The 23,462-nt window shown below is 58.3% G+C and carries 19 protein-coding genes and 2 tRNA genes; 4 read left to right on the forward strand and 17 right to left on the reverse strand.

The window, feature by feature from the left end:
- The first annotated feature begins 19 nt into the window (after positions 1 to 19).
- The 3 genes from acs (at position 20) to C4J93_RS22635 (ending at position 6,120) form a co-directional block, all read left to right on the forward strand.
- The gene (gene acs, locus C4J93_RS22625; protein WP_124430517.1) at positions 20 to 1,957 is read left to right on the forward strand and encodes an acetate--CoA ligase; all 1,938 of its coding nucleotides are present in this window, start codon (positions 20 to 22) and stop codon (positions 1,955 to 1,957) included.
- 125 nt (positions 1,958 to 2,082) lie between these two features.
- A complete protein-coding gene (locus tag C4J93_RS22630; RefSeq protein ID WP_124430518.1) occupies positions 2,083 to 3,099 on the forward strand; it encodes a class I SAM-dependent rRNA methyltransferase in 1,017 nt (338 codons plus the stop codon).
- A gap of 87 nt (positions 3,100 to 3,186) precedes the next feature.
- Positions 3,187 to 6,120 (forward strand): DUF748 domain-containing protein, encoded by a 2,934-nt coding sequence (locus C4J93_RS22635; protein WP_124430519.1) that lies wholly within the window; start codon positions 3,187 to 3,189, stop codon positions 6,118 to 6,120.
- A gap of 293 nt (positions 6,121 to 6,413) precedes the next feature.
- Here the strand turns inward: C4J93_RS22635 and C4J93_RS22640 are convergent, their stop codons facing one another.
- From C4J93_RS22640 to rlmE, 16 genes are all read right to left on the reverse strand, one after another.
- Positions 6,414 to 7,034, reverse strand: a complete 621-nt coding sequence (locus C4J93_RS22640) for a BON domain-containing protein (RefSeq protein WP_124430520.1) — start codon at positions 7,032 to 7,034, stop codon at positions 6,414 to 6,416.
- 296 nt (positions 7,035 to 7,330) lie between these two features.
- Positions 7,331 to 9,436: a polyribonucleotide nucleotidyltransferase gene (pnp, locus tag C4J93_RS22645; protein WP_124408189.1), complete on the reverse strand. Its 2,106-nt coding sequence runs from the start codon at positions 9,434 to 9,436 to the stop codon at positions 7,331 to 7,333.
- A gap of 194 nt (positions 9,437 to 9,630) precedes the next feature.
- A complete protein-coding gene (gene rpsO / locus C4J93_RS22650) occupies positions 9,631 to 9,900 on the reverse strand; it encodes a 30S ribosomal protein S15 (RefSeq protein ID WP_003176135.1) in 270 nt (89 codons plus the stop codon).
- A gap of 114 nt (positions 9,901 to 10,014) precedes the next feature.
- Positions 10,015 to 10,932: a tRNA pseudouridine(55) synthase TruB gene (gene truB / locus C4J93_RS22655; protein WP_124430521.1), complete on the reverse strand. Its 918-nt coding sequence runs from the start codon at positions 10,930 to 10,932 to the stop codon at positions 10,015 to 10,017.
- Positions 10,933 to 10,935: 3 nt separating this feature from the next.
- Positions 10,936 to 11,331: a 30S ribosome-binding factor RbfA gene (gene rbfA / locus C4J93_RS22660; protein ID WP_003176137.1), complete on the reverse strand. Its 396-nt coding sequence runs from the start codon at positions 11,329 to 11,331 to the stop codon at positions 10,936 to 10,938.
- A 159-nt stretch (positions 11,332 to 11,490) separates the two neighbouring features.
- Entirely contained in the window at positions 11,491 to 14,007 is a 2,517-nt protein-coding gene (gene infB, locus C4J93_RS22665) for a translation initiation factor IF-2 (RefSeq protein WP_124364436.1), read from the reverse strand.
- Positions 14,008 to 14,034: 27 nt separating this feature from the next.
- Complete coding sequence (nusA, locus tag C4J93_RS22670; protein WP_057725019.1) at positions 14,035 to 15,516, reverse strand: transcription termination factor NusA; 1,482 nt, start codon at positions 15,514 to 15,516, stop codon at positions 14,035 to 14,037.
- Between the two features lie 47 nt (positions 15,517 to 15,563).
- The gene (gene rimP, locus C4J93_RS22675; protein ID WP_164484568.1) at positions 15,564 to 16,022 is read right to left on the reverse strand and encodes a ribosome maturation factor RimP; all 459 of its coding nucleotides are present in this window, start codon (positions 16,020 to 16,022) and stop codon (positions 15,564 to 15,566) included.
- A gap of 140 nt (positions 16,023 to 16,162) precedes the next feature.
- Positions 16,163 to 16,239, reverse strand: a tRNA-Met gene (locus C4J93_RS22680).
- Positions 16,240 to 16,335: 96 nt separating this feature from the next.
- Positions 16,336 to 16,421, reverse strand: a tRNA-Leu gene (locus C4J93_RS22685).
- Positions 16,422 to 16,442: 21 nt separating this feature from the next.
- Positions 16,443 to 16,826 (reverse strand): preprotein translocase subunit SecG, encoded by a 384-nt coding sequence (secG, locus tag C4J93_RS22690; protein ID WP_010206600.1) that lies wholly within the window; start codon positions 16,824 to 16,826, stop codon positions 16,443 to 16,445.
- A 4-nt stretch (positions 16,827 to 16,830) separates the two neighbouring features.
- The gene (tpiA, locus tag C4J93_RS22695; protein ID WP_003194193.1) at positions 16,831 to 17,586 is read right to left on the reverse strand and encodes a triose-phosphate isomerase; all 756 of its coding nucleotides are present in this window, start codon (positions 17,584 to 17,586) and stop codon (positions 16,831 to 16,833) included.
- Positions 17,587 to 17,652: 66 nt separating this feature from the next.
- On the reverse strand, positions 17,653 to 18,990 hold the full coding sequence (gene glmM / locus C4J93_RS22700) for a phosphoglucosamine mutase (protein WP_124368380.1): 1,338 nt from the start codon (positions 18,988 to 18,990) through the stop codon (positions 17,653 to 17,655).
- Positions 18,991 to 19,006: 16 nt separating this feature from the next.
- Positions 19,007 to 19,858 carry a dihydropteroate synthase gene (folP, locus tag C4J93_RS22705; RefSeq protein WP_124430522.1) on the reverse strand — a complete coding sequence of 284 codons (852 nt, stop codon included), beginning with the start codon at positions 19,856 to 19,858 and terminating at the stop codon, positions 19,007 to 19,009.
- Between the two features lie 8 nt (positions 19,859 to 19,866).
- A complete protein-coding gene (gene ftsH / locus C4J93_RS22710; RefSeq protein ID WP_124364440.1) occupies positions 19,867 to 21,777 on the reverse strand; it encodes an ATP-dependent zinc metalloprotease FtsH in 1,911 nt (636 codons plus the stop codon).
- Positions 21,778 to 21,977: 200 nt separating this feature from the next.
- On the reverse strand, positions 21,978 to 22,628 hold the full coding sequence (gene rlmE / locus C4J93_RS22715; protein WP_032862906.1) for a 23S rRNA (uridine(2552)-2'-O)-methyltransferase RlmE: 651 nt from the start codon (positions 22,626 to 22,628) through the stop codon (positions 21,978 to 21,980).
- A 105-nt stretch (positions 22,629 to 22,733) separates the two neighbouring features.
- Here rlmE and C4J93_RS22720 point away from each other — a divergent pair, with 105 nt between their 5' ends.
- The gene (locus tag C4J93_RS22720; protein WP_124364441.1) at positions 22,734 to 23,042 is read left to right on the forward strand and encodes a YhbY family RNA-binding protein; all 309 of its coding nucleotides are present in this window, start codon (positions 22,734 to 22,736) and stop codon (positions 23,040 to 23,042) included.
- A gap of 9 nt (positions 23,043 to 23,051) precedes the next feature.
- On the opposite strand, the gene C4J93_RS22725 is transcribed toward C4J93_RS22720, so the two are convergent.
- A complete protein-coding gene (locus C4J93_RS22725) occupies positions 23,052 to 23,456 on the reverse strand; it encodes an MFS transporter (RefSeq protein WP_124430523.1) in 405 nt (134 codons plus the stop codon).
- Positions 23,457 to 23,462 lie beyond the last annotated feature (6 nt).

Below are 23,462 nucleotides of genomic sequence, written 5' to 3' on the forward strand. Positions count from 1 at the left end.
ACAAGAATAAGGAGCGCTCATGTTCGATATCAGCCAATTCCCTGTCGCCGATGCCGTCCGTCGGGCTGCGCAACTCAGCCAAGGGGACTATCAGCGCCTCTATCGCCAATCCATCGAACAGCCGGACACTTTCTGGGCCGACCAGGCCAAGGGCTTTATCGATTGGATGGCGCCATGGCACACCGTCCATAGCGCCGACATCAACACCGGTGCTGCGCAATGGTTTGCCGGCGGCCAACTGAACGTCAGCTACAACTGCATCGACCGTCACTTGCCCCAGCGTGCCGATCAGCCGGCCTTCATTTGGGAAGGCGATGATCCGACACAATCCTCCACCATCACTTACCGCCAACTTCATCAACACGTCAGCCGCCTGGCCAACGTGCTGAAGAGCCGTGGCGTAAGCAAAGGCGATCGGGTGTGCATTTATATGCCAATGATCCCGGAAGCGGCCTACGCCATGCTGGCCTGCACACGCATTGGCGCGGTGCACTCGGTGGTGTTTGGCGGGTTTTCACCGGACGCCCTGCGCGACCGCATACTGGATGCCGACTGTCGCACGGTCATTACCGCCGATGAAGGCGTACGCGGCGGCAAGCCGGTCGCGCTGAAACACAACGTGGATAAAGCGCTGGCCAGTTGCCCGAACGTCAGCACCGTCCTGGTGGTCCAGCGCACCGGCGCAAATGTGAACTGGAACGAAGGCCGCGACCTCAAGTACCAACAGGCCGTGGAGGCCGCGAGCGACGATTGCCCGCCCGAGCCAATGGACGCCGAGGCCCCGCTGTTTATCCTCTATACCTCCGGCAGCACAGGCAAACCCAAGGGCGTCTTGCACAGCACCGGCGGCTATCTGCTGCAAGTGGCGATGACCTTCAAGTACGTACTGGACTACCGCGAGGGCGAAGTGTTCTGGTGCACCGCCGACGTGGGCTGGGTTACCGGCCACAGCTACATCGTCTATGGTCCCCTGGCCAATGGCGCTACGTCGTTGATGTTCGAAGGTGTGCCAAGCTACCCGGACAGCTCGCGCTTCTGGCAGGTCATCGACAAACACCAGGTGAATATTTTCTACACCGCGCCGACCGCATTGCGCGCCCTGATGCGTGAAGGCCACGGCCCGCTGCAAAGCACTTCCCGCGCCAGCTTGCGCCTGCTGGGCAGCGTCGGTGAGCCGATCAACCCGGAAGCCTGGGACTGGTATTTCAACGCCGTCGGCGAACAGCGCTGCCCGATTGTCGATACCTGGTGGCAAACCGAAACCGGCGGCATCATGCTCAGCCCGCTGGCCAGCGCCCAGCTTATCAAGCCAGGGTGTGCCACCCAGCCGATGTTCGGCGTACAGCCGGTGTTGCTGGATGAGCAAGGCAAGGAAATCAGCGGTGCCGGCAGCGGCGTGCTCGCGATCAAAGCCAGCTGGCCGGGGCAGATTCGCAGCGTCTATGGCGATCCGCAACGCATGCTCGACACCTACTTCAAACCCTACCCCGGCTACTACTTCACCGGTGACGGCGCGCGGCGCGATGAGCAGGGCGATTACTGGATCACCGGGCGAATCGACGATGTTATCAACGTATCAGGCCATCGCATCGGGACCGCCGAAGTCGAAAGCGCCCTGGTGCTGCATGACCTGGTCGCCGAGGCCGCGGTGGTCGGCTACCCCCACGACGTCAAAGGCCAGGGCATTTATGCCTTCGTCACGCCAATGAACGGTGTCGAACCCAGCGATGCGCTGAAAAAGCACCTGCTGGAGTTGGTCAGCAAGGAAATCGGCAGCTTCGCCAAGCCGGAATTGATCCAATGGGCGCCCGCCCTGCCAAAAACCCGCTCCGGCAAGATCATGCGCAGGATTTTGCGCAAGATTGCCTGCAACGAGCTGGACAGCCTGGGCGATACCTCGACGCTGGCCGACCCGAGCGTGGTGGATGGCCTGATCGACGCACGCCTGAACCGATAGCAACGCTTGAACGGATAGCAACACCTGAACCGATAGCCTCGAAATAACCCCCGGCCTGTTCAGGCCGGGGCTGTTAAACTGCGCGCCCCCTTTGTACTCATTTACCCGCAAGCAAGGCGCGCTCCATGACTCCCTTGAACCAGGCGCTGCGCGCCGCTCTCGATCATCGCCAAGACCTGATCAGTGAACTGCATGCCCAAGGTACCGATTGCTACCGTTTGTTCCACGGCAGCCAGGAAGGCGCCGGCGGCCTGACAATCGACCGCTACGGTCCGCAATTGTTGGTGCAGAGCTTTCACCAATCCCTGCAAAGCGCTGAGCTGTTGGACCTGCACCAACTGATCAACCACTACATGGGCCTGGAGTTGCTGCTGGTATACAACGACCGCTCCCGTGGCAATTCGCGCATCGACCGTGAAGACGCGGTATACCGCGCCCAACCTGCCGCACTGGAAGACCTGGTCGGTCACGAATGGGGCCTTAACTACCGTGTGCGTGGACGGCATGCCGGGCAGGACCCGCTGCTGTTTCTCGACCTGCGCAACACTCGCGGCTGGGTCAAGGACCACAGCGCCGGTAAAAGCGTGCTCAACCTGTTCGCCTACACCTGTGGCGTCGGCTTGAGCGCGGCTGCCGGTGGCGCACGCGAGGTCTGCAACCTGGACTTTGCCGAGGGCAACCTGGCCGTAGGGCGCGAGAACGGCCTGCTTAATCCGCACGTGCCGACGATGGAATTCGTGCAGTCCGATTATTTCCCGGCCATTCGCCAGCTGGCCGGCCTTGCGATCACCCAGCGTCGTGGCCAGAAACTGCCGAGCTATCCGCGCCTGGAACAGCGTCAATATGATTTGGTGCTACTCGATCCCCCCGCCTGGGCCAAAAGCGCGTTCGGCACCGTCGACCTGTTGCGCGACTACCAAAGCCTGCTCAAGCCGGCATTGTTAGCCACCGCCGATAATGGTGTGCTCATTTGCTGCAATAACCTGGCGAAAGTGAGCATGGAGGACTGGCGCGAACAGGTGCTGCGTTGCGCGGAAAAAGCCGGCCGCCCTGTACGCGATTGGCAGGCTATAGCGCCGGGAGCCGACTTTCCGTCGAAAGATCAGCAACCTCCGCTGAAGACCCTGATCCTGCAATTTTAGGAAGTTTCCCAAGCCCCGCGGTTCTTCGGAACCGAAATCCCGTGCCATACTCCAAGGCACTCTCGTTCGACATAGATGGCGTCACCCATGCCCAAAGGATTGATCCGCGCCCTAGGCGCCTTGTTGACCGCCCTTGCGTTGTACAGCTTGCTGGGCTTTCTGATTCTGCCCGGCATTGCCCTTCGCATTGCCAACCAACAGTTGGCCGATTACGCGACGGTACCGGCGCGTATCGAGCGTATCGAGCTCAACCCGTTCAGCCTGGAGCTGACGCTATGGGGCCTGAAGATTGGTGAACCGGGCAAGAAACAGTTGGGTTTCGAGCGCCTCTACGCCAACCTGCAGATCGACAGCCTCTGGACACGCGCCCTGCACCTGGCCGATGTACAACTCGATCAGCCCAAGACCGAACTGCTCTTCGACAAGTCCGGCCAACTGAACCTGGCGCAGTTGTTCAAGTTGCCGCCGAGCGAACCAACCCCCGCCGACCCCGATGCCAAGCCTTTCCCGCTGCGTATCGACAGCATCAAGCTGGCGCGCGGTTATGTGCACTTCCAGGATCTGCGCCCCAGCGAACCCATCGAATTTCTCTACGACACACTCGACTTCGAGCTGAAAAACCTCAGCACCTTGCCGGAAGATAACGCCGACATGACCCTGGTGGCCGCCGGCCCCGAGGGTGGGCAGATCGACTGGAAAGGCAACTTCAGCCTGGTACCGATCACCTCCGAAGGCTCGCTGAAAGTCACCGACGGCAAGATGAAAGCCTGGTGGCCGTACGTGCGCGATGCGTTGCCGCTGGTGCTCGAGGACGGTGTGCTCAATTTCAGCACCGACTATAAATTCAGCCTGGCCAAAGAGACCGAACTGAACCTGACCAACACCGCCGCCAGCATCGCGCCCTTTGCGATCAAGGCGCCGGATGGCCGGCCCTTGGCACGCCTGGAACGCCTGGACGTCAGCGAGACCACGGTGGACCTGGCCAAACAGAAGGTGGTGATCGGCAAGATCCGCAGCAACAAGCTAGAAACCTGGGCTGCCCGCGAAGCCGACGGCCAACTGGATTGGCAAAAGCTGTTCGCCAGCCAACCCGGCAAACCGGCCAAGGCCCCTGAGCCCGCCTCCGCGCCAGCCACGGCCGATTCGCCCGAAGCGCCACCGGCGGCGCCGAACAAACCCTGGCAAGTGCTGCTCAAGGATGTGCAACTGCGCAATTACCAGGTGCACTTGGCTGACCGTCAGGCCAACCCTGCGGTAGCACTGGAGCTGGGCCCGTTGAACGTCGACGTGCAGAACTTCGACAGCCTCAACCAGAGCCCTTTTAGCTTGAAGGTCGACACTGGCCTGGGCAAGCAAGGCAAAATCCAGGCAACCGGCGAGGTCAACCTGAACCCGATCAGCGCCAAGCTGAAGGTGAACACCCAGGACATCGACCTGCGCGTCGCCCAAGCCTACATCAGCCCGTTCATCCGCCTGGAGCTGCGCAGCGGCATGCTCGGCAGCAACCTGGACGTGAACCTGAAAAGCACTGAGCCGCTGGCCCTCCAGGTCACCGGCCGGGCGCAGATAGATCAGCTGCACACCCTCGACACCCTCAAGTCCCGCGACTTCCTCAAATGGCAGCGGCTGGTGCTGGAAGGCGTCAATTACCAGCATGGCGACAGCCTGACGATCGACAAGGTCAACCTGCTGCAGCCCTATGCGCGCTTCATGATCAACGATGACCGCACCACCAACATTGACGACCTGCTGATTCCACAGCCGGCCGACAGTGGTACCAAGCCGGCGGCCAAGTCGGCATCAAGCAAAGACAAGCCGCTGGGCATCCGCATCGGCCAGATTGCGATCAACGACGGCTCGGCCAATTTCGCCGACTTCAGCCTCACGCCCAACTTCGCCACCGCGATTCAACAACTCAACGGCCAGATCGGCACCATTGACAGTCGCCAGGCCAAGCCGGCCAGCGTCGACATCAAGGGCAAGGTAGACCGTTACGCGCCAGTGACCATCAAGGGCAGCGTGAACCCGTTTGACCCCATGGCGGCGCTGGATATCGCGACCAGCTTCAAACGCGTCGAGTTGACCACCCTGACGCCGTACTCGGGCAAATTCGCGGGCTTTCGCATCCGCAAGGGTCGCCTCAACCTGGACTTGCATTACATGATCACCAAGGGCCAGTTGAAGGCCGAGAACAAGGTGGTGGTCGAGCAACTGCAACTGGGTGAGAAGGTCGACAGCGCCGATGCCGTGGACTTGCCGATTCGCCTGGCAATTGCCCTGCTCAAGGACAGCGACGGCAAGATCTCCATCGAATTGCCGGTCACCGGTGACTTGAACAACCCACAATTCAGCGTGATGCCGATTGTGTGGCAAACCCTGCGTAACCTCGTGGTGCGCGCAGCGACGGCACCCTTCAAGTTCATTGGCGGGCTGGTTACCGGCGGGGGCTCGGAAGACCTGGGTAATGTGTCGTTCGCCGCTGGCTCCAGTGAATTGAATAAAGACGCCGAAGGCGCCCTCAACACGCTGGCCAAGGCACTCAAGGAACGCCCTGCCCTGCGCCTGGAAATCGAAGGGACCGCAGCGGCCAGCAGTGACGGCCCGTTGCTGGCCGCACAACGGCTGGAGCGTGAGTACCAGTACAACTACTACAAAATCCTGCAGCGTCGCGGCGATAAAGTCCCGGCCCAGGCGTCATTGCTTGTGGTGCCGGAGAAGGAAAAGGCGCCTTTGCTGGAGGGCATCTACCGTACCCGTCTGAAACAGCAACCCCCGGCCGAATGGAAAGACCTTGGCACTGACGAGCGCACAGCCCGGCTCAAGGACGGCGTGATCAAGTTCTGGAGTGGCAGTGACGTGCTGCTGCGCCAGCTGGGCCAGGACCGCGCCAGTACCATCAAGGACTATCTGGTGGATAAGGCGCAGCTGGAAGACGACCGCGTGTACTTCATTGATGCGCAGTTGGGGCAGGCCGAGAAGGATGGTCGGGTCGTTACGCCGATGCACTTGGATGCCGAGTAACCCTAAGCTCACCTAAAGCAAGATGTGGGAGGGGGCTTGCTCCCGATTGCGGTGTAACAGTCGACATATCATTGACTGACCTACCGCTATCGGGAGCAAGCCCCCTCCCACATTTTTTAATCCTCGTCTGGCCGGCACATTATGCGCGCCAAATAGAACAGGCCCCGACACAAGTGCCGGGGCCTGTAATGACCACATCCGTATGGTCGGTCGCATGAACTCCAGAGGTGCATGGGATGGATAACTAACTCACCCCACGCCGCCGCCATTCAGTTCAGACGAAACCTGCAGCGTTACTCTGCTTTCAGGCCATCGGCCGATACAGCTTTAACGCCTTTGATTTTCTTGGCGATCGCAACAGCCGTTTCTTTCTGCGAAGCGGTTACAGCGGTAGGGGACGACAGGGACACAACGCCTTTGTTGGTTTCAACCTTGATGTCGGTGCCAGGAATACCTTTCTCGGTAACCAGATCAGCCTTCACTTTGGTGGTGATCCAAGTGTCGCTAGTCGCCTCTCCAGCGTTATGGGCTGCGCCTTTGGTTTTGTCGATACCGTCAGCCCTGGTAGCGCCGCCAGCCAGCAGGCCGTCTGCAGAAACAGCAGTCACGCCTTTGATTTTCTTGGTGATCGCTACAGCTGTCGCTTTCTGCGAGTCCGAGATAGCTACGTCGGAAGACAGGGAAACCACGCCTTTGTTGGTTTCAACCTTGATGTCCGAACCTGGGATGCCTTTTTCAGTCAGCAGGTCAGCTTTGACTTTGGTGGTGATCCAAGTGTCCGAGGTAGACTCTTTGGCTTTGGTCACTTCACCTGCCGCCAAGGTCATCGGGGCTTGGGAAGTCTGAGCAAAGGCTACGTTAGCACCCATGGCCAGAGTCAGAGCGGTAGCAGTAGCGAGAGCGAACTTCTTCATACGAGTAACTCCTGTTTTATTAAAAGACTGCAGTACGTAAATCTTGGTGCTGCAGCGCTACCAGGGATATTGCAGGCAGTGTGCCAAGTCGCCATTCAGATAAAAACCCTTATAAAACAATAAGTTAAAAAACAGCGCCATTTTCGAAATCGTGCAACTTGCATGAAGGTCATCGTGACTGCATGCAAGTTGCGGCTTTTGTGATGGGCTAAACAGCTGATTCTGCTTCACTTTCTCGCACGCATAAAAAAAGGACTCCGCAGAGTCCTTTCTTTCAGCGTAAAGCTTGCGGGTGATTAAACGCCCGAAGCCTTGGCTGCTGCTACGTCCTTGATGGACAGCTTGATACGGCCGCGGTTGTCCACGTCCAGTACCAACACTTCCACTTCCTGGCCTTCTTTCAGAATGTCGGTCACTTTCTCAACGCGAGCGTCGCTCAGCATGGAGATGTGCACCAGACCGTCTTTGCCCGGCAGGATGTTGACGAAGGCACCGAAGTCGACGATGCGCTCAACCTTACCGACGTAGATCTTGCCGATTTCGGCTTCAGCGGTGATGCCCAGGACGCGCTGACGTGCAGCTTCAGCCGCTTCCTTGGTTTCGCCGAAGATCTTGATCGAACCGTCGTCTTCGATATCGATCGAGGCCTTGGTTTCTTCACAGATTGCACGGATCGTCGCGCCGCCTTTACCGATGACATCACGGATTTTGTCGGTGTCGATTTTCATCGCGATCATGGTCGGAGCATTTTCCGACAGTTCGGTACGCGACTGACCAATGATCTGGTTCATCTGGCCGAGGATGTTCAGGCGCGCTTCCAGGGCTTGGCCCAGGGCGATTTCCATGATTTCTTCGGTGATGCCCTTGATCTTGATGTCCATCTGCAGCGCGGTCACGCCTTTGGCGGTACCGGCTACCTTGAAGTCCATGTCGCCCAGGTGGTCTTCGTCGCCCAGGATGTCGGTCAGGATGGCGAACTTCTCGCCTTCCTTAACCAGGCCCATGGCGATACCGGCAACCGGCGCCTTCATCGGCACACCGGCGTCCATCAAAGCCAGCGAAGCACCGCAAACGGAAGCCATGGAGCTGGAACCGTTGGACTCGGTGATTTCCGATACAACACGAATGGTGTACGGGAACACGTCAGCAGCCGGCAGCATGGCCTGGACCGAACGACGGGCCAGACGGCCGTGACCGATTTCGCGACGACCAGCGCCACCCATGCGACCACACTCGCCCACCGAGAACGGAGGGAAGTTGTAGTGCAGCATGAACGGGTCTTTTTTCTCGCCTTCCAGGGTGTCCAGCAGCTGTGCGTCACGGGCGGTGCCCAGCGTCGCGACTACCAGGGCCTGGGTTTCACCACGGGTGAACAGCGCCGAACCGTGAGTCTTCGGCAAAACGCCGACTTCAATGTTCAGCGGGCGTACGGTGCGGGTGTCGCGACCGTCGATACGCGGCTTGCCGTTCACGATGTTTTCGCGAACGGTGCGGTATTCGATTTCGCCGAAGGCTGCTTTGACTTCGCTGGCGGAAGGCTGGCCTTCTTCACCGGACAGCTTGGCCACGACCTGGTCCTTCAACTCGCCCAGGCGAGCATAACGGTCGGCCTTGACGGTGATGGTGTAGGCATCGGAGATGGCAGCGCCGAATTCTGCGCGGATAGCGCCCAGCAATTCGGTGGCTTCAGGCTGTGGAGCCCAGGCCCAAGTTGGCTTGGCAGCTTCGGCAGCCAGTTCTTTAACGGCGTTGATCACAACCTGGAACTCGTCGTGAGCAAACAGTACGGCGCCCAGCATCTGGTCTTCGGTCAGCTCTTTGGCTTCCGATTCAACCATCAATACCGCTTCCGAAGTACCGGCAACGACCATGTCCAGGCTCGAAGCCTTCTGCTGCTCGTAAGTCGGGTTCAGCAGGTAGCCGGTGCTTTCGTGGAACGCAACGCGGGCAGCGCCGATCGGGCCATCGAAAGGAATGCCGGAGATGGCCAGTGCAGCCGAAGTACCGATCATCGCAGCGATGTCCGGATCGGTTTTCTTGCTGGTGGAAACGACGGTGCAGACAACCTGCACTTCGTTCATGAAGCCTTCTGGGAACAGCGGACGGATCGGACGGTCGATCAGTCGGGAAGTCAGGGTTTCTTTCTCGGAAGGACGGCCTTCGCGCTTGAAGAAACCGCCAGGGATCTTACCGGCAGCGTAAGTCTTTTCCTGGTAGTGAACGGACAGAGGGAAAAAGCCTTTGCTCGGGTCAGCGGTCTTGGCGCCAACAACGGTCACCAGTACGGTAACGTCGTCGTCAACGGTAACCAGCACTGCGCCGGAGGCTTGACGGGCGATACGGCCTGTCTCGAGGGTAACGGTCGACTGACCGAACTGGAATTTTTTGATAACCGGGTTCACGGTGTCCTACCTTCTTTGTGGCTCTTGGGGAACTTGTTTTCTTGCGAAATTCTTGGGCAACGTCGGGAATCGGCCCAACCCTTGTCCAGGGTAAAACGTGTATCCAGATAAAACTTGAGGCTGGGAGCCTGCCATGGGCCAGCGGGAATCCCACTGACACACGGCAAACAACCAACCTCTAGCGCAATCGCTGATTAGCGACGCAGACCCAGGCGACCGATCAGAGCCTGATAACGACCCAGATCCTTGCCTTTCAGGTAGTCCAGCAGCTTACGGCGCTGGTTTACCATGCGGATCAGACCACGACGGGAGTGGTGATCTTTACCGTTGGCCTTGAAGTGACCTTGCAGTTTGTTGATGTTGTGGGTCAGCAGTGCAACTTGCACTTCTGGCGAACCAGTGTCACCAACAGCTTGCTGATAGTCAGCTACGATTTGTGCTTTTTCTTGAACGTCGAGAGCCATGAGGCAATCCTTTTTTCAGGAAACCACCCAGGGGTAGTTTCAACAGGCCAGGGACAAATCCCTGTATCTAAAAATGAGTGTTGACCATGCCTGTTAACAGCCACACTCGTTCGGTCATTCTGACCGAATCAGTCGACGCGGCGCGATGCGCCCGTCTTCGCTCACTTCACCGATACCGATAAAGCGACCGTTATGATCCTGTACTCGCACCATGCCGAACTTCGGAGCATCCGGGGCGCGTACCGGCTGGCCGTTGAGCCAGTAGAACGCGCTGTGTTCCGAGAAGTGCAGCAATGGCCAATCCAGCAAACCGCTGTCCGAGGGCATCAGGAAGCGATCTACCGCTTCGTTGCCGCCTTCGGCGTGTACCGCTTCGAGCTCTTCCAGCGTGACCGTCTGGGCCAGGGTGAAAGGGCCGGCCTGTGTACGTCGCAGTTCGGCAACGTATGCGCCACAGCCCAGTTGCTCACCAATATCTTCCACCAGGGTACGGATATAGGTGCCTTTGCTGCAGTCCACTGCCAATCGGGCGGTGTCACCTTCACAGGCGAGCAATTCCAGCCGGGCAATAGTAACAGAACGCGGTTCACGCTCCACCACTTCACCCGCACGTGCCAGCTTGTAAAGAGGTTGCCCGTCACGCTTGAGAGCCGAGTACATCGGCGGTATCTGGCTGATTTGCCCACGGAAAGCGGATAAGGCGGCTTCAATATCGGCACGACCAACGGTCACATCGCGAACCTGCAGAACATCACCTTCGGCGTCGGCCGTGGTGGTGGTCTTGCCCAGTTGCATCAGGGTTTCATAACCCTTGTCGGAATCGAGCAGGTATTGCGAGAACTTGGTCGCCTCGCCAAAGCACAACGGCAACACGCCGGTGGCCAGCGGGTCGAGGCTACCAGTGTGCCCGGCCTTTTCGGCGTTGAGCAGCCAGCGAACCTTCTGCAACGCGGCATTGGAGGTAAAGCCAATGGGCTTGTCGAGCAGAATGATGCCACTGACGTTACGGCGGATACGTTTGACCTGAGCCACCGCTTACTCCTTAGCGTCTTCAGGTGTGGACGGATGCTGGCTGTCTTCAGCCACGGCGCGCTCGATCAGTGCCGACAAATGTGCGCCACGTACGACGCTTTCGTCGTAGTGGAAGTGCAACTGCGGAACGCTGCGCAATTTCATTTCACGGGCCAACTGCATGCGCAGGAAACCTGCGGCCGAGTTGAGCACCTTGATGCTTTGCGCGATTTCTTCGCTGTTGTCCTGGCCCATCACGGTAATGAAGATTTTGGCGTGACCCACGTCACGGCTCACTTCAACGGCGGTGATGGTGACCAGGCCAACGCGCGGGTCTTTGACTTCGCGACGGATCAGTTGAGCCAGCTCACGCTGCATCTGATCGCCGATACGTTGGGTACGGCTGTATTCTTTTGCCATGTCTTGTTACCTGTTGCTGCCACACGGTGAAACCCGTGGGGTCTGAAAGCGGCAAACGCCCGGCCTGACAAAAGCCAGACCGGGCGTTGCGTTTAGAGTCCGTACGCTGCGCGGGGCATTTGCATGCCCACACGCGGCGTGGCTCCGGAAGTGCGCGAGTTAGAGGCTGCGAGCAACCTGGACCTTCTCGTAGACTTCGATCTTGTCGCCAGGCTTGACGTCGTTGTAGCTCTTGACGCCAATACCGCATTCCATGCCGGCACGTACTTCGGAAGCGTCATCCTTGAAGCGGCGCAGGGATTCCAGCTCGCCTTCGAAGATAACGATGTCTTCACGCAGTACACGGATTGGACGGTTACGGTGCACAACACCTTCAATAACCATGCAACCGGCGATCGCGCCGAATTTCGGCGAGCGGAACACGTCACGCACCTCGGCAACACCCAGGATATTCTCCCGAACGTCGCTGCCAAGCATGCCGGTAAGGGCTTTCTTGACGTCTTCGATGATGTCGTAGATGACGTTGTAGTAACGCATGTCCAGGCCTTCCTGCTCGACGATCTTGCGAGCGCCAGCATCGGCACGCACGTTGAAGCCGAACAGTACAGCGTTGGAAGCCAGTGCCAGGTTGGCGTCGGACTCGGTGATACCACCGACACCGCCACCGACAACGCGCACTTGCACTTCGTCGTTACCCAGGCCGTTCAAGGCGCCGTTCAACGCTTCGAGGGAACCGCGTACGTCAGATTTGAGGACGATGTTAAGTGTCTTCTTCTCTGCCTGGCCCATGTTCTCGAAGATGTTTTCCAGCTTGCCGGCGTGAGCACGAGCCAGTTTGACTTCGCGGAACTTGCCTTGACGGAACAGAGCCACTTCACGGGCTTTCTTCTCGTCGGCAACCACGCTCATCTCGTCGCCAGCGTCCGGGGTACCGTCCAGGCCGAGGATCTCGACAGGGATGGAAGGACCGGCTTCCTTGATTGGCTTGCCGTTCTCGTCGAGCATGGCACGCACGCGGCCATAGTTCGAACCGACCAGCACCATGTCGCCTTGGCGCAGGGTACCGTCTTGAACCAAGACGGTTGCAACCGGGCCGCGACCTTTGTCGAGACGCGATTCAACCACAACACCACGACCTGGAGCCGATGGAGTTGCTTTCAGTTCGAGTACTTCAGCCTGCAGCAGGACTGCTTCGAGCAGTTCGTCCACGCCAGTACCGACCTTGGCCGAGACCGAAACGAACGGCGTATCACCGCCCCACTCTTCGGATGTCACGCCGTGAACCGACAGTTCGCTACGGATGCGATCGAGATCGGCGCCCGGCTTGTCGATCTTGTTCACTGCAACAACCAGTGGAACGCCAGCGGCCTTGGCATGCTGAACAGCTTCAATGGTCTGCGGCATCACGCCATCGTCCGCTGCAACGACCAGGATCACGATGTCAGTCGCCTTGGCACCACGGGCACGCATTGCGGTAAACGCGGCGTGACCTGGGGTGTCGAGGAAGGTGACCATGCCGCGCTCGGTTTCAACGTGGTACGCACCGATGTGCTGGGTGATACCACCGGCTTCGCCAGCAGCTACCTTGGCACGACGGATGTAGTCGAGCAGGGATGTCTTACCGTGGTCAACGTGGCCCATTACGGTCACAACTGGCGCACGGGAGAACGTCTCACCTTCAAACTTCAGGGACTCGGCCAGGGAATCTTCCAAGGCGGTGTCGCTGACCAGGGTCACTTTGTGGCCCAGCTCTTCGGCTACCAGCTGAGCAGTTTCCTGATCAAGCACCTGGTTGATGGTCGCTGGAGTACCCAGTTTGAACATGAACTTGATGATTTCAGCAGCCTTGACCGACATCTGATTGGCGAGATCGCCAACGGTGATGGTCTCGCCGATCTGCACATCACGCACGACAGGGCCGGTTGGGCTCTGGAAACCGTGGGCGTTGCGTTTTTTCAGCTTGGCCTTGCCGCGACCACCGCGACGGAAGCTATCGCTCTCTTCGTCAGTAGTACGTGGGGCAACGCGTGGAGCAGGCGCTTTCTCTTTGACCGAGGCACGATGTGGAGCGTTTTTACGCTCGCCATCGCCGCCGCCACCGCGACGATTGTTATCGTCGGCACGCGGTTTGTCCGGACGACGAGGTTCGTCGCGCTTGCGGGCATCTGCTGCAGGAGCAGGTGCGGCAGCCACCGGAGCGGCCTCACGCACAGCTTCAACAGGAGCGGCAACCGCGTCAGTGTTAGCAGGTTGCGCAGCAGTAGGCTGGCGACGCGCTTCTTCTTCGGCGCGACGCTTGGCTTCTTCTTCAGCCTTCTGACGAGCAGCATTTTCTACTGCGCGACGCTCTTCAAGTTCGCGTTTGCGCTCGGCTTCGATTTCTTCCGGGCTGCGCTGTACGAAGACTTTCTTCTTGCGTACTTCAACGCTGATGCTCTTGCTACCCGCTACACGCAGGGTGCTGGTGGTTTTGCGCTGCAATGTAATCTTGCGCGGTTCTTCCACTTTCGCCTTGTGGCTGCTCTTCAAGTGAGTCAGCAAAGACTGCTTCTCACTATCGCTCACACCTTCATCGGCGGCGGTGTGCGGCAGACCTGCCTCACGCATCTGCTGCAACAGGCGCTCTACCGGTGTTTTGACCTCATCGGCCAGTTGTTTCACCGTGACTTGCGTCATGCACTTCTCTCCTCAGGCCGCGCCTAATTACTCGAACCAATGGGCTCGGGCGGCCATGATCAACTTGCCGGCACGATCTTCGTCAATGCCGTCGATGTCGAGCAGATCGTCAATAGACTGCTCGGCCAGGTCTTCGCGGGTAATTACGCCGCGCACCGCCAGTTCCATCGCCAAATCCTTGTCCATACCCTCAAGCGAGAGCAGGTCTTCGGCCGGATGGGCGTCTGCCAGCTTTTCCTCAGTAGCGATGGCTTTAGTCAACAAACGATCCTTGGCCCGAGCGCGAAGCTCGTTGACGGTGTCTTCGTCAAAGCCGTCGATGTTGAGCATTTCTTCCAACGGTACGTAGGCAATCTCTTCCAGGCTGGTGAAGCCTTCATCTACCAGCACCTGAGCCAGGTCTTCATCGACTTCCAACTCTTCGATAAAGTTGCGCAGGATGTCGCCGGTTTCAGCTTGCTGCTTAGCCTGGATGTCCGATTCGGTCATCACGTTCAGGGTCCAACCGGTCAGTTGGCTGGCCAGACGCACGTTCTGACCACCACGACCAATGGCCTGAGCCAGATTGTCTGCGCCAACGGCGATGTCCATTGCATGGGCATCTTCGTCAACGATAATTGCCGCCACTTCAGCTGGCGACATGGCGTTGATCACGAACTGCGCCGGGTTATCGTCCCACAGGACGATGTCCACACGCTCACCGCCCAACTCACCCGACACTGCCTGGACGCGCGAACCGCGCATACCAATGCAAGCGCCCTGCGGGTCAATGCGTTTGTCCTTGGAGCGGACCGCGATCTTGGCGCGCGAACCCGGGTCGCGGGACGCAGCCATGACTTCGATCAGGCCTTCGGCAATTTCCGGCACTTCGATACGGAACAGCTCGATCAGCATTTCCGGCGCGGTACGCGACAGGATCAACTGAGGGCCGCGGTTCTCGGTGCGGATTTCCTTGAGCAGCGCACGCAAGCGCACGCCGACACGGAAGGTTTCGCGAGAAATGATGTCTTCACGGGCCAGCAACGCTTCAGCGTTGTTGCCCAGGTCGACGATCACGTTGTCGCGGGTGACTTTTTTCACGGTGCCGGAGATGATTTCACCCAGGCGCTCGCGATAGGCGTCGACGACTTGAGCACGCTCGGCTTCGCGAACCTTCTGCACGATGACCTGCTTGGCGGTCTGTGCAGCGATACGGCCGAACTCGATCGATTCGATCTTCTCTTCGACGACATCACCGACGTTGGCGCCAGGGTGCGTTTGCGCAACCTTGCTCGGCCAGGTTTCAATCGCCGGATCATCAAGATCGGCTTCTTCGACGACCGTCCAGCGACGGAAAGTCTCATAGGCACCGGTGTGGCGGTTGATTTCCACACGCAGATCAACTTCATCTTCGAAACGCTTTTTGGTCGCAGTGGCCAGAGCCAGCTCCAGCGCTTCAAAAATCACGTTTGCCGGTACGCCCTTTTCATTGGATACCGACTCAACAACCAGCAGTACTTCTTTGCTCATCGTACGCCTCGCCTTTCGCAAGCCATTGGATCCGCGGGATCCGCGTCTCAGCCAAAACTGGGAATAATGTTGGCCTTGTCGATCATATCGATCGGCAACAGGAACTCATGGTCTTCTACCTGCACCACGACATCCTGCTCTTCTACACCGCGCAGAAGGCCCTGAAAGTTGCGTCGCCCTTCGAAGGGGGAGCGCAGCTTGATCTTCACTTGTTCACCGGCAAATTTTGCAAACTGCTCAATAGTGAACAGTGGGCGTTCCATGCCTGGCGAGGAAACTTCAAGGGTGTATTCAACGGCGATTGGATCTTCAACATCCAGGACACCGCTGATCTGACGGCTGACAATGGCACAATCGTCCACCAGCACGCCGCCCTCTTTATCGATATAAACGCGCAACATTGAGTGGCGACCTTGAGCCGAAAACTCAATACCCCAGCATTCATAGCCTAGGGCCACGACCACCGGGGCCAGCAAGGCCTGCAACTCTTCTAGCTTGCTCGACACCTGAACCCCCTCGTGCATGTATGTGCATGCTGTGCAAAATAAAAAAATGGGCGAAACGCCCATCCTTGAAACGCCGTCGAACAGCGGCGTTGAAAGTGTCCAGCTAACAAAAAGCCCCTTAAAAGGGGCTCCGCTAAAACTGGTTGCGGGGGCCGGATTTGAACCGACGACCTTCGGGTTATGAGCCCGACGAGCTACCAGACTGCTCCACCCCGCGACAAAGCTGGGGCGGAAGTATACGACCGATCCCTTACTGGGTCAATGTAACCTTCCACCTACAAGAAAGCCCGCAACAGCGGGCTCTCCTGATAATTGGTACCGAGAAGGGGACTCGAACCCCTACACCCTATGGGCACAACCACCTCAAGGTTGCGTGTCTACCAATTCCACCACCTCGGCAATACAGCGTTTACAACCTTCTTACTTCTGCTCTTGAGCTGGAGGCACGTCAGTCGCTGGAGTAGCCGACTTTTGCTCTTGAAGCACCGGGACATCATCAGAAGCCGGTTTTGCTTTTGGTACTTCCAACACTGCTGGGTTTGGCAAACCTACTTGAGTCAGCACATGAGCTTTCTCTTTAGCAAAGTAACCTAACCCTAAGCTGGTTATGAAGAAACCGGCGGCAAGTATAGCAGTAAACTTACTAAGAAAGGTAGAGGAACCTTGGCTTCCGAATACAGTATTTGAAGCACCTGCACCGAAAGACGCACCAGCATCCGCACCTTTGCCCTGTTGCAACAAAACCAGGGCAACTACGCCCAGGGCAGCCAACAGATGAAAAACGACTACGACTGTTTCCAGCATTTTTTCAGTTTCCCGCGGCGCGACAGATCGCACCGAACTCATCTGCATTCAGGGAAGCTCCACCAATGAGCCCCCCATCGATATCCGGCATGCCGAACAGTTCGACCGCATTGGCCGCCTTCACGCTGCCGCCGTATAGAAGACGCACACCTTGTGCGACTTCAGAATTCTCTGCCGCCAACTGCGCGCGGATGGCTGCGTGCACATCCTGCGCCTGTTGCGGTGTAGCAGTCAGCCCGGTGCCAATGGCCCAGACCGGCTCGTAAGCAATGACCGCTTTTGCAAATGCACCGACACCCAGCTCTTCGATGATGCTGCCCAGCTGACGCGAAACAACTTCAAGTGTCTTGCCCGACTCACGCTGCTCAAGGGTTTCCCCGATGCACAACACTGGAATCAAGCCACAAGCCTGTGCCGCTGCGAACTTGCGGTTGAGGGTCCCATCACGCTCGCCCATCATCTGACGACGCTCGGAGTGCCCGACAAGCACATAGGAACAGCCCGCATCAACCAGCTGACTCGGCGAAATCTCACCGGTCAACGCACCTTGCATGGGCTCCACCGCAGAATTCTGCGCGCCGACCTGAATCGACTTACCCTTCAAGCCATCAACCACTTGGTTGATATGCAAGCAAGGCGGGAACACCGCGACATCAACACCGCTAGGCAAGGCCAAGTGACGAAGGCCATTGATCAGCTCAGCGACACTGGCGCGGGTACCGTGCATCTTCCAGTTACCAGCTACCATAGTGCGACGCATGCTGTACCCCGTCGGTCAAAGTGGGCGCAGATGTTACCCAACCACATCACCACTGGCAAGCCGAATTCAGGCGCAAACTTCAGTTACCAGTTTTGCCAGGTCTTCGGCATGGCCGCGAACCTGTGTTTCGTCCTCGCCCTCGACCATCACCCGCACCAGAGGCTCTGTGCCGGACTTGCGCAATAACACACGCCCACGCCCTGCCATCGCCTGGGTCACGCGCTCGCACGCTTCCTTGACAGAAGGGTGCTCGATCGGGTTTGCGCCACCGGCGAAACGCACGTTGAGCAGTACCTGCGGACACTTGCGCAGCGCTTGCCGCGCCTGGGCCAGGCTTTCCTGACGGCGACGCAAGGCCAGAAGCACTTGCAGCGCAGCGATGATAGCGTCGCCCGTTGTGGTGTGCTGGAAGCACACCACGTGCCCCGAATTCTCACCGCCCACCAGCCAGTTGCGCTCCAGCAGCTCGGCGATCACATAACGATCGCCTACATTGGCGCGAATGAACGGAATGCCCAGCTCCGCCAACGCCAACTCAAGCCCGAGATTACTCATCAGGGTGCCAACGACACCGCCCTGCAGCTTGTTCCGCTCATGCAAGTCTCGGGCAATGATGAACAGCAGATCATCGCCATCCACGATCATGCCGGTGTGATCCACCATGAGTACGCGGTCGCCATCGCCATCGAATGCGATGCCCAGGTCCGCGTGCTCAGCCAGAACGGCCGCCTGCAACTGCTCCATGTGCGTGGAGCCGCAGTTGTCATTGATGTTCAACCCGTTAGGCTGGGCCGACAGCACGGTGACCTGCGCACCGAGCTCCTTGAATACGCTCGGCGCCACTTTGTAGGTCGCGCCATGGGCGCAATCGACGACAATCTTAAGCCCGGCAAAACTGGTGCTGCTCGGAACGCTGCTCTTACAGAACTCGATGTAGCGGCCGGAGGCATCATTGATGCGCGACACCTTGCCCAGCTTGCTGGACTCCACCACCGTCATCGGCGCATCCAGCAGCTCTTCGATCATCAGCTCGATCTCGTCCGGCAGTTTGGTGCCCTGTCCCGAGAAAAACTTGATGCCATTGTCATCATGGGGGTTGTGCGAAGCACTGATCACGATACCGGCTTCAGCGTGAAAGGTACGCGTCAGGTAGGCGATCGCCGGCGTCGGCATGGGGCCCAGCAGCATTACATCGGCGCCGGCAGCGGATAAACCGGCCTCCAGCGCGGATTCAAACATGTAGCCCGAAATACGCGTGTCCTTGCCAACCAGGATGCGGCACGCACCCATGCTGCGGAACGCCATACCTGCCGCCCAACCCAGCTTGAGCATGAAATCCGGCGTAATCGGGTATTCACCGACCCGACCACGGATACCGTCGGTGCCAAAATATTTTTTAGTCATGAGTGCTCCATCATTCTTATTCGGCTGATTCTACAGCGGCAATCATGCGCACCACGTCCACCGTCTCGGCAACGTCATGCACACGCAAAATACGAGCGCCCTTGGTCACGGCAAGCGCAGCCAGCGCGAGCCCGCCAAACAAGCGCTCACCAACCGGGCGATTCAAGGCCTGCCCTATCATGCTCTTGCGCGAAACACCGACCAACAGGGGGCGACCAAGGGCATGCAGGGCTTCCATATGCTTGAACAGGCTTAAATTATGTTGCAGGGTCTTGGCGAAGCCAAACCCCGGATCAAGGATGATCTTTTCAGGACCAATGCCCACGGAGGCGCACTGAGCGACCCTGTCGGCAAGAAAACCACTGACTTCGCCCACCAGATCGTCGTAGTGCGGATTATCCTGCATATTGCCGGGCTCGCCCAGCATATGCATCAGACACACCGGCAGGCCAGTCGCCGCAGCGGCATCGAGAGCACCGTCACGCCGCAACGCACGCACATCATTGATGAGCCCCGCTCCCAGGCGCGCGGTTTCACGCATCACCGCTGGCGTCGAGGTATCCACAGAGATGATCACATCCAGCTCACGGGCGATGCGCTCGACAATCGGCGCCACCCGCTCCAGCTCCTCCACAGGAGAAACAGCGCGAGCACCAGGCCGGGTTGACTCACCGCCGACATCAATCAACGTTGCACCGGCAGCCACCATCGCCTCTGCATGACGTAACGCGGCATCCTGCTGGCTGAAGCGACCACCATCGGAAAACGAGTCTGGAGTGACGTTAAGAATGCCCATGACATGTGTATGGGCCAAATCAAGAACCCGGTTGCCGCAAGGCAACCGGGTGGAGGACGACGCGAAAATCATTTCAAACCTTAGTGGTCAGCTGCAGGGCCGCCGATCGGGGCTTCAGGACGCTCATTCTGCACCACTGGCGGAGTGCCCGAGGTACCCGAACCACCTTCCCAATCGCGCGGCTCCCGAGGTGTACGACCGGCCATGATGTCGTCGATCTGATCAGCATCAATGGTCTCGTACTTCATCAGCGCATCTGCCATCGCGTCCAGCTTGTCGCGATTGTCGGTGAGGATCTGCCTGGCCGTGCCGTAGCACTGGTCAATGATGCTGCGCACCTCGGAGTCGATCAGCTTGGCTGTCTCACCCGAGAAACTGGCGCTTTGACCGCCACCGCCACGGCCCAGGAATACCTCGCCTTCTTCCTCGGCATACATCAATGGACCGAGTTTTTCCGACAAGCCCCACTTGGTCACCATATTTCGTGCGATCTGGCTGGCACGCATGATGTCGTTGGAAGCGCCGGTAGTCACCCCGTCGAAGCCCAGGGTCATTTCTTCTGCGATTCGACCGCCGTACAGCGAGCAGATCTGGCTGATCAGCGCACGCTTGGAGAGGCTGTAGCGATCCTCTTCCGGCAAGAACATCGTCACACCCAACGCACGACCGCGCGGAATGATCGACACCTTGTAGACCGGGTCATGCTCAGGCACAACGCGGCCAACAATGGCGTGACCGGCCTCGTGATAGGCGGTGTTCTGTTTTTCTTTCTCGGACATGACCATGGATTTGCGCTCAGCGCCCATCATGATCTTGTCCTTGGCCAACTCGAACTCTTTCATTTCAACGATGCGCTTGCCGGTACGGGCCGCGAACAACGAAGCCTCGTTCACCAGGTTGGCAAGGTCGGCACCCGAGAAGCCTGGCGTACCACGGGCAATCACGCCCGGAGCCACGTCGTCGCCCATCGGCACTTTGCGCATGTGGACTTTAAGGATCTGCTCGCGACCACGGATGTCAGGCAAGCCCACTACCACCTGACGGTCGAAACGGCCTGGACGCAGCAGCGCAGGGTCCAATACGTCCGGACGGTTGGTTGCGGCAATGACGATAATGCCGTCATTCATCTCGAAACCATCCATCTCCACCAGCAACTGGTTGAGGGTCTGCTCACGCTCATCATGACCGCCGCCCATGCCGGCGCCACGGTGGCGACCAACGGCGTCGATTTCGTCAATGAAGATGATGCATGGCGCGTGCTTCTTGGCCTGTTCGAACATATCGCGAACACGGCTGGCACCGACGCCGACAAACATCTCGACAAAGTCAGAACCGGAAATGGTGAAGAACGGCACCTTGGCTTCGCCGGCAATCGCCTTGGCCAGCAAGGTTTTACCGGTACCCGGCGGGCCGACCATCAGCACGCCGCGAGGAATACGCCCGCCCAGGCGCTGGAACTTGCCAGGATCGCGCAGGAACTCGACCAGTTCACCCACTTCTTCCTTGGCTTCGTCGCAACCGGCGACATCCGCCAGGGTCGTTTTCACCTGGTCCTCCGAGAGCAGCCGTGCCTTGCTCTTGCCGAAGCTCATCGGCCCGCCCTTGCCTCCCGCACCACCTTGCATCTGGCGCATGAAGAACATGAACACGGCGATAATCACCAGGATCGGGAAGCTGGCTACCAGAAGCTGGGTCCAGATGCTCTGCTGCTCAGGCTGCTTGCCTTCCACGACGACCTTGTTATCTACCAGGTCGCCGATCAGACCGTTGTCCTGAATGGCCGGACGAATGGTCTTGAAGCTGTCGCCATCGACACGCTTGCCGGTAATCACATAGCCATCAACCGCTACGCGCTCGACCTTGCCATCCTTAACTTGCTGGATGAAGTCGGAATAGTTGAGGGTCTGCGGCTCGTTAGGGCTGGAGAAGTTGTTCATCACCGTCACCAGGACAGCCGCGATGATCAACCACAGGATCAGATTCTTTGCCATATCGTTCAATTAACTACCCTCTGAAGCAAGCTCCGCTACTGGCGCGCGCTTCGCATGATATTCACCGGCCTAACTTACTACATTACCTACACCACTGGCAGGCGCCGTCTGTAACCCTTTGTGAAACTTTAACTACACAATATTCGTAAAGCTTCGTGACGAAAGCGACATAAAAAAACCTATCGCCCTCCTCGAATTCCTCAAAAACGCTCTTCGCTCGCCGCGCCTTCCACACCGCGAAAGCCGCGGCAGAGCAGGTATTGCTCACGGGACCTGTCCCGGGAAGAGTCAGGTTTACGCGTTTGAACCTTGTCAAACAGCTTGCGGATGTTCTTGTGGTACTCGTCAAACCCTTCGCCCTGGAAGACCTTGACCAGAAAATCACCACCCGGACGCAACACCCGTCCAGCCAGATCCAGTGCCAATTCGCACAGGAACATGGCGCGCGGCATATCAACAGCCGGTAATCCACTCATATTGGGGGCCATGTCGGAAATCACAAGGTCTACCTGCGAATTTCCGACGGCCTCGAGGATCTGCGCGAGCACGGCATCCTGAGTGAAGTCGCCATGAACAAAGGTCACATCCGGGATGCTGTCCATTTCCAGGATGTCGGAAGCGATCAAGCGGCCCTGCCCACCAATCAGACGACTGGTCACCTGAGACCAGCCACCGGGAGCAGCACCCAGGTCGATAACGCTCATGCCAGGCCGGATCAGTTTGTCCTTGTCCTGGATCTCCAGCAGCTTGTAACTGGCCCGGGAACGGTAGCCGTCCTTCTGCGCCTTTTTGACGTAAGGATCGTTGAAATGTTCTTGTAGCCACTTAAGGCTGGTTTTGGAACGGGCCACGGGCCACCTCGAAAATAAAACGGGTCGTGATTAACTGGGCGGTCCCGGACTCGCTCGGGTAAACTGGCCGCCGCTTTTTACAAGATCAGACGCAGGGGTCAGATTATGCCGCTCACTCAAGAGCAGAAGAAACAGTACAAATCCATTGGCCACCATTTGAAACCAGTTCTGATTGTGGCAGACAACGGTTTGACTGAAGGTGTGTTAGCCGAGTTCGAACGCGCACTCAATGATCATGAACTGATCAAGATCAAGGTCAACATCCTTGATCGCGAAGCGCGCCTGGCCGCCATTGCAGAACTGTGCAAGGTTGGCAAAGCGGACCTGGTTCAGGTTATCGGCAAGATGGCGCTGCTGCATCGCAAGAACTTCAACGTCAACAAGCAATTGTCGAACGTTCATCGCTTCAAATGATGACAAGGGTCAAGGGCGTGCTTTGCGCGCCCCGCCACTCCATCCCGGCGCAGGCTGTATCGCCAGCACCAAGCCAGAAAACCCTAGCACAAGATAGCTGAACAACTGCCAGCGCAACGCTTGCGGCAGCCACACATGCACAATGCAATACATTGCGCACGCGTACAGTGCCATCAACAGCAGTTGGCCGCGAATATCCCGCCACAAACTCCCCAAGCCTTCAGCCTTGACCAGCACCAACGCCTGGAGCGTCACGCATGCTGCGGCAAAACTCACCAGCAACGTAGTCAGCAAGCCGTCGATCTCATCGATCAGCAAGGGTGCCAGGCCTATTAAACCCAGCGCCGGCAACACGCCAATATGCAACAACCATAGGCCACCCACCCAAAGCATCTGGGAAAGTTGCCACAGCATGGCGCC

It is taken from the genome of Pseudomonas sp. R2-37-08W (assembly GCF_003851705.1).
Lineage (GTDB): Bacteria > Pseudomonadota > Gammaproteobacteria > Pseudomonadales > Pseudomonadaceae > Aquipseudomonas.

Bases quoted from the DNA above. Each gene is read 5' to 3' on its own strand.
- glmM (WP_124368380.1), bottom strand. From the start codon at position 18,990: ATGACTAAAAAATATTTTGGCACCGACGGTATCCGTGGTCGGGTCGGT.
- C4J93_RS22725 (WP_124430523.1), bottom strand. From the start codon at position 23,456: ATGCTGTGGCAACTTTCCCAGATGCTTTGGGTGGGTGGCCTATGGTTG.
- tpiA (WP_003194193.1), bottom strand. From the start codon at position 17,586: ATGCGTCGCACTATGGTAGCTGGTAACTGGAAGATGCACGGTACCCGC.
- secG (WP_010206600.1), bottom strand. From the start codon at position 16,826: ATGCTGGAAACAGTCGTAGTCGTTTTTCATCTGTTGGCTGCCCTGGGC.
- rbfA (WP_003176137.1), bottom strand. From the start codon at position 11,331: ATGGCAAAAGAATACAGCCGTACCCAACGTATCGGCGATCAGATGCAG.
- ftsH (WP_124364440.1), bottom strand. From the start codon at position 21,777: ATGGCAAAGAATCTGATCCTGTGGTTGATCATCGCGGCTGTCCTGGTG.
- rpsO (WP_003176135.1), bottom strand. From the start codon at position 9,900: ATGGCTCTCGACGTTCAAGAAAAAGCACAAATCGTAGCTGACTATCAG.
- nusA (WP_057725019.1), bottom strand. From the start codon at position 15,516: ATGAGCAAAGAAGTACTGCTGGTTGTTGAGTCGGTATCCAATGAAAAG.
- folP (WP_124430522.1), bottom strand. From the start codon at position 19,858: ATGATTTTCGCGTCGTCCTCCACCCGGTTGCCTTGCGGCAACCGGGTT.
- C4J93_RS22720 (WP_124364441.1), top strand. From the start codon at position 22,734: ATGCCGCTCACTCAAGAGCAGAAGAAACAGTACAAATCCATTGGCCAC.
- infB (WP_124364436.1), bottom strand. From the start codon at position 14,007: ATGACGCAAGTCACGGTGAAACAACTGGCCGATGAGGTCAAAACACCG.
- C4J93_RS22640 (WP_124430520.1), bottom strand. From the start codon at position 7,034: ATGAAGAAGTTCGCTCTCGCTACTGCTACCGCTCTGACTCTGGCCATG.
- C4J93_RS22630 (WP_124430518.1), top strand. From the start codon at position 2,083: ATGACTCCCTTGAACCAGGCGCTGCGCGCCGCTCTCGATCATCGCCAA.
- C4J93_RS22635 (WP_124430519.1), top strand. From the start codon at position 3,187: ATGCCCAAAGGATTGATCCGCGCCCTAGGCGCCTTGTTGACCGCCCTT.
- acs (WP_124430517.1), top strand. From the start codon at position 20: ATGTTCGATATCAGCCAATTCCCTGTCGCCGATGCCGTCCGTCGGGCT.